Below are 14,529 nucleotides of genomic sequence, written 5' to 3'. Positions count from 1 at the left end.
GGCACGGCGACCCCGCGCGTGGCGGGTTCCCGACGTTCGCCGGGCGACGCCGCATACGGGGGTCGTCGCCGCGCACGCGGCGACGGCGGTCGGGCCGGAGGCGACCGTGTTAGGAAGGGGCCCCTCCTCTACCGAATGCGTTAACCGGGGCCCCTTCCTAACGCTCAGGCCCGGCGGGCCGGCGCCTTGCGCGCGGTGGTTTTGCGCGCGGTGGTGGTCTTGCGGGCGGGCGCCTTCTTGGCCGCGGTGGTCTTCTTCGCGGCGCTGGTGGTCTTGCGCGCCGTCGTGGTCTTGCGCGCGGGCGCTTTCTTGGCCGCCGCCTTACGCGCCGTGGGACGCGTCGAGGCCGTGGTCTTCTTCGCCGGTGCCTTCTTCGCCGCGGTGGTCTTCTTCGCCGCCGAGGTGACCTTCCGGGCCCCGGTGGTCTTCTTCGCCGGTGCCTTCTTCGCCGCCGTGGTCCTCTTCGCCGCGGTGCTCTTCCTGGCCGCGGTGGTCTTCTTCGCCGTGGCCTTCTTCGCGGGCGCCTTCTTCGCGGCCGTGGTCTTCTTCGCCGCCGTCTTCTTCGCCGCCGTGGACTTCTTGGCGGGTGCGCTCTTGGCGGTGGTCTTCGACGCCGGCGCCTTGCGCGCCGCCGACACGACCTTCTTGGTGGCCGCTTTCTTCGCGGCCGCCTTTCTGGCCGGCGTCCGTCCGGTGCCGGCGCCCGAGGCGTTCGGCGACGCCTTGGTGACCGTCGTCGTCCTACCCGCGGTGGTCTTCTTCGCGGTCGTCCGTTTCGCGGCCGGGCGGGTGGCCTGCTGTGCTACGGCCATCTCGGTTCCCTTTCCTGGGGACGTGCTCTCGCCCTCGCGGAGCACGGATCACCTCGACGCGGTCCGTCCCGCGCCGTCTATCGGCCCTCCCCGGCCCAACGGGCGTCCTCGGCCTCCCACGCTTCGTTCCGCTCCTGCACCTTCTGCAGGGCGTTCTCCGCGTCGGCGGCTGAGGCGTACGGTCCGAGAACGTGCTTCGCGGGGCACACGTCGGCATCGGTCTCGACCCGGTGGTGTCGTGTGCACCAGTAGTAGTGCCCACCACTTCCGTCGTCGCTCATGCGATCACTGTGCACCGGGAAACGCCCGGCCGCCACCGGAACGCCACAAATAGTCGCCGCGTTCTCCACATTAGACCTGTTCGGGGCGATGACGGCGGGAAACAGGAGAAGAGCCGTCGTCGTCCGAACGGCCGGTACCGCGGGTGCTCCGGAGCGGCGAGGATGACCGCTCGTGATCACCACGACGACGGGCACGGGGGCATGTCCGCGATGCGGCGGGACGCCGGTGTCGCTGGACGGAGCGTTGCCCTGGTGCGCCGGATGCGACTGGAACCTCGACGCCTACGACGCGGACCGCCGACCGCCCGAGTTCGGCTGGGCCTGGGTCGACCGGCGGACCCACCGCCTCGCCGCACGGCTCACCCGCCAGCAGTACGCCACACTCGTCGGCCGGCCGCTGGAGTCGACCGGGCGCTCGCTCGCCGGCGCGCTCACCGTCGGCATCTCCCTGCTGTTGCTGCTCGGCGTGGCCGGACTGGCGGTGGCCGGGGTGTGGCTGCTGTTCGCGTACCCGTTCCCGAACTTCGCGGTGCTGGTCGGGGTGGCGCTGATCGCGCTGGCGGTGGCGCTGCGGCCCCGGTTCGGCCGGATCGACCCGGACCTGGAGGTGCTCACCCCGGCCGAGGCGCCGGAACTGCACGCCCTGGTCGGTGAGGTGGCGGCCGCCATCGGCGCGCCGACGCCGCACGTGGTCGGCGTCGACGGCGACATCAACGCGTACGCGATGTCGGTGGGCCTTCGCCGGCGGCGCGTGCTCGCCCTCGGGCTGCCGTTGTGGGGCGCGCTGGACGGGCCGGCGCGGGTCGCGTTGCTGGGCCACGAGCTCGGCCACTTCGTCAACGGCGACCTCCGTCGCGGCCCGGTGACCCAGCCGGCACTGACCATGCTCGGCAACGCCGCCGACCTGTTCCGGCCGCGGGGCGACACCCGGGCCGAGGGATTGCTGGTGATGGTCGGCGAGTGGCTGGGCCGGCTGGTGTCGTGGACGCTGTCCCGCCTGCTGTTCGCCGGTCACGTGGTGCTTGTCGCCACCGCGTTGCGGGACAGCCAGCGGGCCGAGTACCTGGCCGACGAGATGGCCGCCCGGGCCGGCGGCACGGCCGGTGCGACCCGCCTGCTCGACGTGCTGCTCCGCGCCGAGTCGGTGGCGACCGTGGTCCGCAACGCGGTGCGCGGCGGACACGGTCCGGGGACCTGGCGGGCGGGGACGAGCCGGTCCCTCGTCGGCGCGGCCGACCGGCTGCCGTTGGAGCGCCAGCTCACCATCCGCGAGGACGCCTCGCTGTTCGCCTCCCACCCGCCGGCCGGGCTGCGGCATCGGATGTTGGCGGCGCGCACCTCGTGGGAGCCGGCGGTGGAGCTGACCGAGGAGCGGGTCGCGCGGATCGATGCGGAGCTGGCCCGGCACTACGAGCGGGCCGGTCGGGCGTTGAGCTGGTCGGCCTGAGCCGGGGAGGCGAGCCTCAGGCGGACACCGGCGCGGGCTCCGCCGCCGACGCGACTGCCCTTGCCGGACGCGCCACCGCGACGGCGTAGGCCACCGCGTAGGGCGTGCAGGCCAGGTAGAACATCGGCTCGACGAGCACCCGGTCGGTGATGAGGAACCGTTCCCACTCGGTCGGGCGGGGCAGCCCGAACGACGAGTCGGTCCAGCAGGTGAAGAGCCACAGCGGCGCGGAGCTCCGGTCGACGGCGTCCGGCGGCAGGTCGGCGGTGGGCGCGGTCGCCGGGATGGTGGACATCACCGTGAGGACCACCGCCGCGTCGGCCGCGACAAGCGCGCCCAGCAGGCCGACCAGCCAGGCCGACCGCGTCCGCCCGCGGCGGGCCAACGCTCCGGCGGCCCAGAGGGCCGGCACCAGCAGCGCCAGCCAGAGGAGCAGCCCGGGCGCCATCTCCGCCAGGCCGCTCTCGGCCCGGCTGGCGAACCAGCCGAGCACCACGGCAAGCGTCACGGCGATCGGCACCACCACGCCGAGTGCCGTGGGCAGCGCCCCGACGCGTACGGTCCGGCGTGCGGTCCGGGTGACGACGAGCGCGAGCAGCATCCCGAGCCCGGCCACGACGGCGGACCAGATCGGCATCTGCGCCGCGGTGGGCCACACCGCGGCGAAGGACAACCACCCGTAGGTCGCGTTCATCACCACCGCGGCGAGCACGAGGACCGCGACGCAGGCCGGCGGCGCGAGCAGCAGGACCCCGGCGGTACGCCACAGGCGCGCCGGCACCGCGGTCCGGTCGACGATCGGCGTGGCGGCCCGACTGGTCGCCAGGCTGGCGGCGAAGCGGAGCATCGTCCACCGCCGGCCCGTGCGGGCCAGTTCGTGCAGCTCGGCGGCCCACTCCCGGCCAAGCTCGGCCCGCAGTTCGGCGGGCCAGCGGCGTGCCGCCGCGCGCAGCAGGAGAGCGGCGAGTCGCCCGGTCACCACGCCGGCGCCCCGGCCGGGCCGGCGCCCTCGTGGGGGCGTTCGGCGGGGGCGAGGGCGCGCAGCTCGGCCAGGGCCAGCCGGGCGGATCGGATGCCCTCGCCGGTGAGGCGGTAGTAGCGGCGGGCGGGCCGGCCGGCGGCGATCGGGTCGACGTCCTCCCAGTCGGCGGCGAGCCAGTCGGCCGCCTGGAGGCGGTGCAGCACCGGATAGAGCGTCCCGCTGGGCAGGCCGGTGAGCCGCATCAGGTCGAGGCCGTAGCGGGGCGCGTCGGGCTCGGCGAGCAGCGCCGAGAGCACTTTGATCACGGGTATCGTCAGCCGCATCACCGCACTATATCGCATCTCTATATAGGGTCCCGGGCGTACCCGTTTAGCAGGAAGCTCCACGATCGACCATCGGCCGGCGAGTCCCACTTATGGGACCGGCGGCCGGTGGGACGGGACCGCACAGGTGGATCACCAGCCGGCCGGATGCGGCCCGGACCTCGGTGTGCAAGCCTCTACGCAGCATATTCACGGGAGGCGCCGGCTGTCAGCCCGCACGACAACCCGCGCGGCGACCGGCCCACCCGGACGACACCTGGGGGAGAAACCGTGGGCAACCTCGACGTCGCGTTGAAGAACGCGATGAGCATCGACGGCGCGATCGGCGTCGCGCTCGTCGACTACACAAGTGGCATGACACTCGGCGTCGCCGGTGGCAACGGCGAGGTCGACCTGACCGTCGCCGCCGCCGGCAACACCGACGTGGTACGCGCCAAGATGCGCACCATCGAGATGCTGAAGCTCAACGACGAGATCGAGGACATCCTGATCACGCTCGGCAGCCAGTACCACCTGATCCGGCCGCTGAGCGACCGCACCGGCAAGGGGCTGTTCCTCTACCTCATGGTGAGCAAGAGCCGGGCCAACCTGGCGATGGCCCGGCACCAACTGCGCGCGATCGAGGAGAGCCTGGAGCTGTGACCCGGGTGGAAGACCTCCCACGCCGCACCCCGGGCCGCACGGGCACCCTGCCCCCGCCGCGCACCCTGCCACCCTCACTGGCCGGCAACCCGGCGCTGCCGTACCCGGCCATCGGGCAGGAACTGTCCGCGCTGCGGCTCCAGATCCCCGGTGTGCACGGCTGCGTCCTCGGCGGCGTCGACGGCCTGCTCATCACGCACAACCTCCAGAACGACGCCAGCCCCGACGACCTGGCGGCGCTCGCCGCCACCATGTTCGGGCTGGGCCGCCAGGTCGGGTCCCGGCTGGGCCAGGGCGACTTCCAGCAGTCCACGGTCCGCAACGAGAGCGGCTACCTCAGCGTCTACGCGGTGAGCAAGCAGGCGCTGCTCGCCGTGGTCGGCACGGACAGCATCAACGTGGCCCGCCTGCACCTGCACGCACCGACCACCGCGGCCCGCCTGGCCGAACTCCTCGACGGCGTCACCCCGACCGCGCCCTGACGCGCCGCCGGTCGCGCCGGCCCCCGAGGGGGTACGGCGTGACCGGCGCGTCACCTCGTCCCAGTGCCTTGCGGGAAGCCCCGCGCCACCACGGGGCCGAAGCCGGGCCCGGAATCCCCCACGCCAGGCGCCCGTCGACCCTACGAGATCGTCTCCACGATCCGCTCGATGAGCAGCGCCGCTCCCATCAGGACCATGGCCGCGCCGGCGACGCCGGTCGTGATCCGAGCGATGCGGGGCCGGGCGCCGAGCACCCGATCGGCGGCATGACCGAGAGGAAGATAGAACAGGGCGACGATGAGGACGAAGATGCCGCCCAGGGTCGCGAGCTGCGCCGGCGCCGGCCACCCGCCGGCGGTCCTGGTGAACTGCGGCAGGATCGACAGGAAGATCAGGAGTCCCTTGGGGTTCAAGGCGCTCACGCCGACCCCCCGCACGAAGTGACGGCCGGGGGACGACGCCGCTGCGGCGTACGCGTCGACGGGATCGATGCGCCCGCTTCCCCGCAAGGTGCGGACGCCGAGGTGGACCAGGTAGCCGGCCCCGGCCACGGTGAGCCCGGTCAGGGCGACGGGCAGGGTGGCGACGAGCGGACCGACGCCGACCACGACCAGGATCGTGATGAGCGCGTAGCCGGTCATGAGGCCACCCACGGCAGGCGCGACGACATGGTCGCGTGCTCCGGCGGCGAGCACGAACGCCCAGTCGGGACCCGGGACGACGACGAGCGTGAACGCGATGGCCGAGAAGGCCAGCACGGCGGCGAGTTCCACGATTCCTCCCTTTGACGGGGGAAACCTATCTGCCCGTCGACAGAATGTGTTTCTCTCTTTTGCGGTGCACACCACCGCGCGTGGAAGAATCTCGATCATGGACGCGCTGGATCGGAAGATTATTGCTGAGCTGCAGCGAGATGGGCGGCTGAGCCTGACCGACCTGGCCACCCGAATCGGGTTGACGGTGTCTCCGACCCATCGCCGGGTGCGCGACCTGGAAGCGTCCGGGGCGATCGTGGGCTACCGGGCGATCGTGGACCCGAAGCAGTTGGGGCTGGGCTTCGAGGCCCTGGTGTTCGTCACCATGAGGCAGGAGGACCGCGCCACCCTGCTCGCCTTCGAGGAGGGTGTCGCGGCCGTCCCGAACGTCCTGTTGGCCCAGCGCCTGTTCGGCGACCCGGACTACCTGCTGCGCGTGCGGACAGCCGACCTGGATGCGTACGCGCGGCTCGAAGACGACGTGTTGTCGGCGCTTCCCGGCGTCCAGCGGTTGAACTCCACTCTCGTCATGAAAAGCTTCGTGCTCGACCGGCCCTACCCGACCCATCTCGGCTAGGGCGACGGCGCGCGGCATCCCGATTACCGGACCGGGTCAGGTGGGGCGGCCGGCCTTCAGCGCGGCTGCCGTGTCGACCACGCGCCGAGCCTGGTGGCGGGCCGCCTGGAGGGTGATGTCGCCGGGCGGCCCGTCGCCGGCCACGTGGGACGTGCCGTAGGGATTGCCCGACCGGAACTGGATCGGGTCGGTGTAGCCGGGGGGCACGATGATCCCGCCCCAGTGGTAGAAGACGTTCGACAACGACAGGATGGTCGACTCCTGCCCGCCGTGGAGCGTGTTGGAGGCGGTGAAGGCCGAATAGACCTTGTCGGCGAGCTTGCCGTGGAACCACAGCGGACCGAGCGTGTCGATGAACGCCTTGAGCTGGCTCGACACGTTGCCGAAGCGGGTGGGGGTGCCGAACAGGACCGCGTCGGCCCAGTCCAGGTCGTCGCCTTCGGCCACGTCGACGTCGGCGGTGTCCCGGACGTGCTGCGCCCACTCCGCCCTGGCGTTGATCGCCTCGGCCGGGGCGGTCTCGGCCACCCTGCGCAGGCGTACGTCCGCGCCGGCCCTCTCCGCGCCCTCGACGGCGGCCCTGGCCAGGGTGTGGACGGTGCCGGTGGCGCTGTAGTAGATGATCGCGAGACGCACTGCTTCCATGATCTCTCTCCCCCGTCGGCGTTCTGTCAAGCGATAGTGTTCGGTTCACCGATACGACGGAACAGCCCCGCCGAACGTCAGGCGGCGCGTCGATGTCGCAGCCCGACGCCTCGGTCGGAGCGGCGGGACGAGGGAGCCGGCGGCAGCGTGACCAAACCCACCGGGCCAGGGCTCGATCCGGCCCTGAGCGAGCGGCGTCAGCTCATCAATCTCGCGTACCGGATGCTCGGGTCCCTCACCGACGCCGAGGACGTCGTGCAGGAGACGTACGCCCGCTGGTTTGCCCTGACGCCCGGGCGGCGGGAAGCGATCGAGGCGCCCGGCGCCTGGCTGACCACGGTCGCCGGCCGGATCTGCCTCGACCTGCTCCGCTCGGCGCGTGCCCGGCGGGAACGCTACGTGGGGCAATGGATCCCGGAGCCGCTGCCCGACCGCGCGGAGTGGACTTGCGGCCGGGCGGACGGTGACCCGGTCGACCAGGTCACCCTCGACGAGTCGATCGGCATGGCCTTCCTGGTGGTGCTCGAATCGACGACCCCCGCCGAACGCGTCGCGTTCGTCCTGCACGACGTGTTCCGTTACTCCTTCGCCGAGGTGGCCGAGGTCGTCGGCCGTACGCCGGGGGCGTGCCGCCAGTTGGCCTCGTCCGCCCGCCGCCGCGTCCGCGAGGCCCAGACCCCCGGGGTGCCGGATGCCACGCAGGTCGGCATCGTCCGGGCCTTCAAGCAGGCGTGGGAGGCGAGCGACATCGACGCGCTCATCGGCCTGCTGGCCCCCGACGCCACCGCGACCGGCGACGGCGGCGGACGCGTCCGAGCCGAACTCCGCCCGGTCGAGGGGGCCGAGCAGATCGCCCGGTTCTTCGCCGGTCGCGCCCGCACGGCAGCCGGCGTCACGATCCTGGAGCGTACGGTCAACGGCCAGCCCGGCCTGGTGGCGCAGGTGGACGGCGTCGTCGGGGCGGTGCTGGCGTTCGACATCGCGGGTGACCGGATCAGGAGCATCTGGACGATCCTCAACCCCGACAAGCTCCGCGCCTGGACGACCGCCTGACCCTGACGAGCGTCACGAGACGCCGCCGGCCTGGTCCACCCATGTCAGACGCCGAGGCGCCCTGTCCACGCCGCCACGTCGGCGACCGTCGCATTGCCGCCGCAGAGCACCAGGCCCAACCGGGCGCCGTCACCCACGCGGTCGCGGACGAGGCGTGCCGCCGGCAGCAGGCATCCGGCGGCCGGCTCGGCCCACACCTTCGCGTGCTCGGCCAACTCCACCGTCCCCCGCACCGCCTCCGCGTCGGAGACCACGAGGACGTCACTCACCAGCGCCGTCACATGGTCGTAGGTGAGCTGCGAGACGGTAGGCGCGCTGAGCGTGGTGACGATCGACGACAGCGGCACCTCGACCGGCCCACCCTTGGCCAGGGCCTGCGACATCGCCTGCGCACCCTCGGTCTCCACACCCCAGATCCGTACCCCCGGCCGGCGTGCCCGCAGCGCCGCCGCCACCCCGGAGATCAACGCCCCGCCGCCGATGCTGACCAGCACGTCGGTCAACTCACCGGCGTCGTCGGCGAACTCCAACCCGACCGTGCCCTGCCCGGCGAGCACCACCGGGTCGTCGAACGGGTGCAGCAGGGTCAGGCCGTCCTCCCGCAGCCGGTTCATCAGCGCGAACGCCTCCGACATGCCGTCGGTCAACCGGACGTCGGCGCCGGCCGCGCGGGCCACCTCGACGGCACGCGCCGGCGCCGTCGAAGGCATCACCACGGTCGCCGCCACGCCCAGGGCACCCGCCATCACCGCGACCGCGATGCCGTGGTTGCCGCCGCTCACGGCCACCACACCCGCCGCCCGCTCGGCGTCGTCCAGGACGAGCAGCTTCGCCGCCGCGCCCCGAGCTTTGAACGATCCGGTACGTTGCAGCAGCTCCAGCTTGGCGGTGACGGGTACGCCGAGCAGCTCGGACAGGCCGGGGCTGGGCACGGTCGGCGTGTGGACCACGTGACCGGCGATCCGGTCGGCTGCCGCCTCGATGTCCGCAAGCGCGATCATCAGCGAAGCGTAGCCACACCGCAGGTCGAGCGACCATCGGCACGCGCCTTGATCACGGCGCTGAGCTGGCAGGCTGAGCTGGTGGCGGGGGTGGTGGCCGTGAGCGGCGGCTTTGGGTGCGTTTCTGGTTGCCCTGGCGACAACAAGTGCACCCAAAGCCTCGCGTTCCCGAGGCGCACCCGCGCCGTCGTCCCAGGCCGACTTCTCCGGAAGTGCGTCTGCGGGCCCTGCCGCGACGGTGGCGGCTGATTTGCGGCGGCTCATGCCCAGGTGTTGCACGAGATCGAACAGCTTCCGCCCGGGAGCGCGCGGCTTTCTATCACCGCGCTCCGACGACCCGACAGCGAATTTCGCAGTCGACGCGGGTGGCTGCCTACCACTTGGGCAGCCGTGATCAAAGCGCTGAGCTGGTGGGCGACGGACGAGTCGACCTGTACGCCGGATTTTGTGCCCGGCACGCCCGTAGGCGCGCCGGCGGCGGCCATCCATCTCGGCCTGCCGTCGCCGGCAGGCTCCAGCGGCCTACCCGCAGACATCGGGCGGGCAGCCCTCAAGCGTCTGCGCGGGTCGTCATCTTGCGGTGACGGCCCTTTCTTGGCCTTGCTCCGGGTGGGGTTTACCGAGCCACCCCGGTCACCCGGGGTGCTGGTGGGCTCTTACCCCACCGTTTCACCCTTACCGTCCCGTACGGGCCGGCGGTTTGTTTTCTGTGGCACTGTCCCGCGGGTCGCCCCGGGTTGCCGTTAGCAACCACCCTGCCCTGTGGAGTCCGGACGTTCCTCGGCGACGGGCCGCAGGGCCCGCCGACGCGACCGCCCGGTCGACTCGTCCGTCGCGCCCTCATCCTAACGACGTGCCCGCCGCACCCATTTCCACCCCGGTGGTCAGGGACCCAACGCCAGCTCGGCGAGGTGGCGGTATCCGACGGTCGGGGATGCCGCCACCTCGCCGACCTGGCGAAGTAGGCCGCGAGCGAGGGCGGCACCGAGGCCATCGTCGTACTAGCCTCGGGGGATCATGGATCTCTCGGACGTCGCGCTGCTGCTCGTCGCCGGCGTGGCCGCGGGCACGGTGAACGCGGTCGCCGGCGGCGGCTCCCTGATCACGTTCCCGGCGTTGATCGCGACCGGCCTGCCGCCGGTGGCGGCCAACGTCTCGAACTCGGTTGCGGTCTTCCCGGGGTACGCGGCGAGCGTTGCCGGCAGCCGGGCGGATCTGCCGCGCGGGCGGGCGTTGTGGTCGCTGCTGCCGACCGCGGCGGTGGGCACGGTGCTCGGGTGCGTGCTGCTGCTGGCCACGCCGGCCCGCGCGTTCGAGCTGGTGGTGCCGTTCCTGGTGCTCGGCGCGACGGCGGTGCTGGCGTTCCAGGATCCACTGCGCCGGCTGGTCGGCCATCCGGCGCGGATGAGCCCGCGCCGCCGTACCGTCACCGTGCAGACCATGGTCCTGGTCGGCACGGTGTACGGCGGCTATTTCGGCGCGGCGCTCGGGGTGATGCTGGTGGCCGGGCTGGCCCTGGTGCTGGATGCCACGTTGGCCCGGGTCACGGCGGTGAAGAACCTGCTCTCGGCCGTGGTGGGGTTGACCACGCTCGTGGTGTTCGCCCTGTTCGGCCCGGTGCAGTGGGTGGCCGTCGCGGTGGTCGCGCCGGCCACCCTGATCGGTGGGTACGCGGGCGCCCGGCTGGCCCGCCGACTGCCAGCGGTGGTGTTGAAGACGGTCATCGTGGTGTTCGGTACGACGATCGGCCTCTACCTGCTGTGGCGCGCGCTGACCTGAGTCAGTACGCCTCCCCCACCGGCTCCTCCGGGGCGTGTTCGGCGGTGCGGGCGGCCCGGTTCCAGATCAGCCGTTCGCCGTAGCCGGCCGCCATCAGGTGGCCGAAGGCGAGGTAGACGAGCACGCCTACGGCGAGCACTCCGAAGCCGACCCAGAACGGCAGCGCGAGGCCGTGTTCGGCGAGCTTGCCGGAGATGATCGGCGCGGGCGCGGCGGCGCCCCAGCGGACCAGGTTGAACGCGCCGGTGGCGACGCGGCGGTCGGCGGAGCCGAGGCCGAGCGCCAGGTCGGTGAGGTTGGCGTTGGCCAGGCCCATGAACAGGCCGGCGACGACCAGGACGACGAGCGCCATGGCGGTGCCGGTGGAGGTGGCGAACAGGACCATGCAGAGCAGCAGGCCGAGGATCGCCACGCCGACGGTCTGCACGGCGCCGATGCGGTGCGCGAGCCGGTGGCCGATCAGCAGGATGCCGGCGGCCAGGCCGAGGCCCCAGCCGGTGAACGCGAGGCCCAGCGGGATGACGTCGAGGTGCAGGAACAGCGGCGTGTAGCCGAGGACCACGAAGAAGACGAAGTTGTAGGCGGCGGTGACCACGCAGAGCGTGATGAACGCGGGTTTGCGGTAGGTGGCGAAGATCTGGCCGACGCGTACCGGTGCCTGCTTGTTCGTGGGTTCGCGGAGCTTGCGGGAGGCGACGGCGAGCGCGAGCACCATGAACACGCCGCAGACGAAGAACGGCAGCCGCCAGCTCACCTCGCCGAGCAGGCCGCCGATCAGCGGGCCGACGGCGAAGCCGAGGCCGAGGGCGGTCTCGAAGAGGCCGACCACCCATTCCCGGTCGTTGGCGAGGTTGACGAGCACGACCATGGCGGTGGCGAAGAACATCGCGTTGCCGAGTCCCCAGACGCCGCGCAGCACGGAGAGTTGGACGATGTCGTTGCTGAACGAGGCTCCGATGGCGGCGAGGCCGACCACCGAGACGCCGGTGATGAGGACCGGTTTGAAGCCGAACTTCCCGCTGGCCAGGGTGGCCGGGATCATGCCGACGGCCATCACCGCGATGTACGCGGTGAAGAGCAGTTCGACCTGCCAGGCGGTGACGCCGATGGCCTCGCCGATGGCGGGCAGGATGGGGTCCACCACGGCGATGCCGGCGATGGCGAGGAACGCCACGAGCGTGGTGGCGTAGATGGCACTGCGGTTGGGCTCGGATCGCCGATCCACTCCGCAACCTCCCAGATAGCTGTATCGTACAGGTAATTTCCTTGTATCATACAGCTATGAGCGATGACGCCGACGTTGGCGCGAAAGAGATCACACTCGGTCGGATCGAGACCGAGGTGGCGTTGTTGATGCGGCTGGGCGAGGCCACCCGGCGCGGCACCGGCTCCGTCGAGCACCGGCTGCTCGACCGCGCCGCGTACGTGATCCTGCGGCACCTCGACGACGCCGGCCCGCAGAACGTCTCCGCGCTCGCCGCCCGGCTGAACCTGGACGGGTCCACGGTCACCCGGCAGGTCTCCGCGCTTCAGCGGGACGGGCTGATCGCGCGTACCCCCGACCCGGTCGACGGGCGCGGCACGGTGATCTCCGCGACGCCGGCCGGGCTTCAGCGGATGGCGGCCGTGCAGGCCGCCCGCACCCGGCTCTACGGCGAGATGCTCGCCGCCTGGTCCGACGCCGACCGCGACACCCTGGCGGAGTTGCTGCACCGCCTGAACGAGGCGCTCGACGCCCGCAACCGCCGCCGCTGAGGCGGTTGTTAAGCGGGGCCCCCGCCTATGCAGAATGCGTTAAGCGGGGGCCCCTCCTTCTACGCCACCGGTTCCGGCGCGGAGTCCGCGCGCTCGGCGGAGGCCCGCGGCGTCCCCTCATCGGCGAAGTAGTCGTCAGGCGTGGTGCCGTCCGGCCCGTCCGCCACCTTCGCCGCCCGCAACGCAAGCGTGCCGAGCGCGGCCACCACCAGGTTCACCAGCACCGCCACGATCCCCACGTAGATCGTCTTCTTGGTGTCGAAGCCGAAGTCGGAGAGCGGGAACGCCGAGCCGGCGAAGTGCTTCTTGCCGGTCGCCGGGTTGCCGACCTGGTAGAGCATCCACATGCCCAGGCCCATGCCGGCCACCCAGCCGGCGATCAGCGCGTCCCGGTGGAACCAGCGGGTGTAGAGACCCAGCGCCACCGCCGGCAGCGTCTGCAGGATGATCACGCCGCCGATGAGCTGGAGGTCGATGGAGAACTGCGGATCGAGGAAGACGATGCACGCCACCGCGCCGACCTTCACCACGAGCGAGGTGATCTTCGAGACGTTCGCCTCCTGCGCCGGGGTGGCGTCCCGCTTCAGATACTCCTTGTAGATGTTGCGGGTGAACAGGTTCGCCGCCGCGATCGACATGATCGCCGCCGGCACCAGCGCGCCGATGCCGATCGCCGCGTACGCCACGCCCGCGAACCAGTCCGGGAACTGGTTGTCGAACAGCAGCGGCACCACCGTGTTGCCGTCCACGCTGCCGGCCTTCGCGCCGGGCAGCGGCTTCACGTCCGCCGCGATCGCCATGTAGCCGAGCAGCGCGATCAACCCCAAGAGCAGGCTGTACGCCGGCAGCGCCGACATGTTCCGCTTGATCACGTCGCGGTTCCGGCTGGCGAGCACGCCGGTGATGCTGTGCGGGTACAGGAACAGCGCCAGCGCCGAGCCGAACGCCAGCGTCACGTACTGGAGCTGGTTGTTGGCGTTGAGCAGGATGCCGTCGCCCGGCGCCGGACTGGCCTGGAACTTCGCGTCGGCGGCGTCGAAGATGCTGCCCCATCCGCCCAGCTTGTAGGGCAGATAGACGACCGCCACCAGGATCACCACGTAGATCAGTGAGTCCTTGACGAACGCGATGAGCGCCGGCGCGCGCAGCCCGGACTGGTAGGTGTACGCCGCCAGGATCGCGAACGCGATGATGATCGGCAGGTGCCGGGCCACCGCGCTGTCGCCGGTGACGCCCATGGTCTTGAGCACCGCCTCGATGCCGACCAACTGCAACGCGATGTACGGCATGGTGGCGACGATGCCGGTGATCGCGACCAGCAGCGCCAGGACCGGCGAGCCGAACCGGTTACGGACGAAGTCGGCCGGGGTGACGAAGCCGTGCCGGTGCGACACCGACCAGAGCCGGCACAGCACCAGGAACACCAACGGGTAGATGACGATCGTGTACGGCACGGCGAAGAACCCGGCCGCGCCGGCCCCGAAGATCAGCGCCGGCACCGCCACGAACGTGTACGCGGTGTAGAGGTCACCGCCGACCAGGAACCAGGTGATCCAGCCACCGAAGCTGCGCCCGCCCAGCCCCCACTCGTCGAGGTGGCCCATGTCCTGCGGCCGGCGCCACCGGGCCGCCACGAAACCCATGGCGCTCACCAGCAGGAACAGCACGGAGAAGACGATGATCTCGGTGAGGTGGTCACGCCACATCAGTGGTCACCCCGCTTCTTCTTCGTCATCTGGTAGACGAGCGTGGTGGTGCCGACGCCGAGCAGGATCCAGGCCAGTTGCAGCCAGTAGAAGCGCGGGAACCCGAACAGCCGGGGCGAGTCGGCGTTGAACAGGGCCGGGATGAGCGGCACCACGATCGGGATGAGGAGCAACCAGTTCCAGGGACTCTTGTCCTTCGCCCGGGAACGCGCCGTGTCAAGCGCCTCCGGTTCCGGTGCGGCCATATGACACCCTCCGGCAAGTCGTAGCCATGTGACGGCCGGAGGCT

The 14,529-nt window shown here is 71.5% G+C and carries 17 protein-coding genes and 1 other RNA gene; 7 read left to right on the top strand and 11 right to left on the bottom strand.

The genetic code is table 11. The features are described from left to right. Window positions 1-164 precede the first annotated feature (164 nt). Complete coding sequence (locus O7602_RS06540; RefSeq protein WP_281587317.1) at window positions 165-812, bottom strand: histone; 648 nt, start codon at window positions 810-812, stop codon at window positions 165-167. 77 nt (window positions 813-889) lie between these two features. After that, window positions 890-1,093, bottom strand: a complete 204-nt coding sequence (locus tag O7602_RS06535) for a hypothetical protein (protein ID WP_281587316.1) — start codon at window positions 1,091-1,093, stop codon at window positions 890-892. A 226-nt stretch (window positions 1,094-1,319) separates the two neighbouring features. Here O7602_RS06535 and O7602_RS06530 point away from each other — a divergent pair, with 226 nt between their 5' ends. Further along, window positions 1,320-2,540, top strand: a complete 1,221-nt coding sequence (locus tag O7602_RS06530; RefSeq protein ID WP_281587315.1) for a M48 family metallopeptidase — start codon at window positions 1,320-1,322, stop codon at window positions 2,538-2,540. A gap of 16 nt (window positions 2,541-2,556) precedes the next feature. Here the strand turns inward: O7602_RS06530 and O7602_RS06525 are convergent, their stop codons facing one another. Then, window positions 2,557-3,522: a hypothetical protein gene (locus O7602_RS06525; RefSeq protein WP_281587314.1), complete on the bottom strand. Its 966-nt coding sequence runs from the start codon at window positions 3,520-3,522 to the stop codon at window positions 2,557-2,559. Then, complete coding sequence (locus O7602_RS06520) at window positions 3,516-3,845, bottom strand: helix-turn-helix transcriptional regulator (RefSeq protein ID WP_281587313.1); 330 nt, start codon at window positions 3,843-3,845, stop codon at window positions 3,516-3,518. Before O7602_RS06520 ends, O7602_RS06525 begins: the two co-directional genes overlap by 7 nt. A 270-nt stretch (window positions 3,846-4,115) precedes the next feature. On the opposite strand from O7602_RS06520, the gene O7602_RS06515 reads away from it, so the two are divergent. Both O7602_RS06515 and O7602_RS06510 read left to right on the top strand, forming a co-directional pair. Then, entirely contained in the window at window positions 4,116-4,487 is a 372-nt protein-coding gene (locus O7602_RS06515) for a hypothetical protein (RefSeq protein ID WP_281587312.1), read from the top strand. Beyond that, a complete protein-coding gene (locus O7602_RS06510) occupies window positions 4,484-4,969 on the top strand; it encodes a roadblock/LC7 domain-containing protein (RefSeq protein ID WP_281587311.1) in 486 nt (161 codons plus the stop codon). The genes O7602_RS06515 and O7602_RS06510 overlap by 4 nt, the downstream gene beginning before the upstream one ends. 140 nt (window positions 4,970-5,109) lie before the next feature. On the opposite strand, the gene O7602_RS06505 is transcribed toward O7602_RS06510, so the two are convergent. Next, window positions 5,110-5,742, bottom strand: a complete 633-nt coding sequence (locus O7602_RS06505) for a LysE family translocator (protein ID WP_281587310.1) — start codon at window positions 5,740-5,742, stop codon at window positions 5,110-5,112. Between the two features lie 97 nt (window positions 5,743-5,839). On the opposite strand from O7602_RS06505, the gene O7602_RS06500 reads away from it, so the two are divergent. Then, window positions 5,840-6,301 carry an Lrp/AsnC family transcriptional regulator gene (locus tag O7602_RS06500; protein WP_281587309.1) on the top strand — a complete coding sequence of 154 codons (462 nt, stop codon included), beginning with the start codon at window positions 5,840-5,842 and terminating at the stop codon, window positions 6,299-6,301. A gap of 36 nt (window positions 6,302-6,337) precedes the next feature. On the opposite strand, the gene wrbA is transcribed toward O7602_RS06500, so the two are convergent. Continuing rightward, window positions 6,338-6,946 (bottom strand): NAD(P)H:quinone oxidoreductase, encoded by a 609-nt coding sequence (wrbA, locus tag O7602_RS06495; protein WP_281587308.1) that lies wholly within the window; start codon window positions 6,944-6,946, stop codon window positions 6,338-6,340. 147 nt (window positions 6,947-7,093) lie between these two features. Between wrbA and sigJ the strand changes: the two genes are divergently transcribed. Further along, window positions 7,094-7,999: an RNA polymerase sigma factor SigJ gene (gene sigJ, locus O7602_RS06490; RefSeq protein WP_281587307.1), complete on the top strand. Its 906-nt coding sequence runs from the start codon at window positions 7,094-7,096 to the stop codon at window positions 7,997-7,999. A gap of 44 nt (window positions 8,000-8,043) precedes the next feature. Here the strand turns inward: sigJ and O7602_RS06485 are convergent, their stop codons facing one another. Both O7602_RS06485 and rnpB read right to left on the bottom strand, forming a co-directional pair. After that, entirely contained in the window at window positions 8,044-9,000 is a 957-nt protein-coding gene (locus tag O7602_RS06485; RefSeq protein WP_281587306.1) for a threonine/serine dehydratase, read from the bottom strand. Between the two features lie 418 nt (window positions 9,001-9,418). Next, window positions 9,419-9,828, bottom strand: an RNA gene (gene rnpB, locus O7602_RS06480) — RNase P RNA component class A. Between the two features lie 189 nt (window positions 9,829-10,017). Between rnpB and O7602_RS06475 the strand changes: the two genes are divergently transcribed. Further along, complete coding sequence (locus tag O7602_RS06475) at window positions 10,018-10,779, top strand: sulfite exporter TauE/SafE family protein (RefSeq protein ID WP_281587305.1); 762 nt, start codon at window positions 10,018-10,020, stop codon at window positions 10,777-10,779. 1 nt (window position 10,780) lies between these two features. On the opposite strand, the gene O7602_RS06470 is transcribed toward O7602_RS06475, so the two are convergent. Next, window positions 10,781-12,004 carry an MFS transporter gene (locus O7602_RS06470; protein WP_281587304.1) on the bottom strand — a complete coding sequence of 408 codons (1,224 nt, stop codon included), beginning with the start codon at window positions 12,002-12,004 and terminating at the stop codon, window positions 10,781-10,783. Between the two features lie 56 nt (window positions 12,005-12,060). Here O7602_RS06470 and O7602_RS06465 point away from each other — a divergent pair, with 56 nt between their 5' ends. Then, the gene (locus O7602_RS06465; protein ID WP_281587303.1) at window positions 12,061-12,534 is read left to right on the top strand and encodes a MarR family transcriptional regulator; all 474 of its coding nucleotides are present in this window, start codon (window positions 12,061-12,063) and stop codon (window positions 12,532-12,534) included. Window positions 12,535-12,593: 59 nt separating this feature from the next. Here O7602_RS06465 and O7602_RS06460 read toward each other — a convergent pair whose 3' ends face one another. Together O7602_RS06460 and O7602_RS06455 are read right to left on the bottom strand one after the other, a co-directional pair. Further along, window positions 12,594-14,240 (bottom strand): sodium:solute symporter, encoded by a 1,647-nt coding sequence (locus tag O7602_RS06460; protein ID WP_281587302.1) that lies wholly within the window; start codon window positions 14,238-14,240, stop codon window positions 12,594-12,596. Continuing rightward, window positions 14,240-14,485 (bottom strand): DUF3311 domain-containing protein, encoded by a 246-nt coding sequence (locus O7602_RS06455; RefSeq protein ID WP_281587301.1) that lies wholly within the window; start codon window positions 14,483-14,485, stop codon window positions 14,240-14,242. Before O7602_RS06455 ends, O7602_RS06460 begins: the two co-directional genes overlap by 1 nt. Window positions 14,486-14,529 lie beyond the last annotated feature (44 nt).

The organism is Micromonospora sp. WMMD1128 (assembly GCF_027497235.1).
GTDB lineage: Bacteria > Actinomycetota > Actinomycetes > Mycobacteriales > Micromonosporaceae > Micromonospora.
The sequence above is the reverse complement of the archived record's forward strand: the minus strand, read 5'-3'. Positions and strand labels throughout refer to the sequence as shown.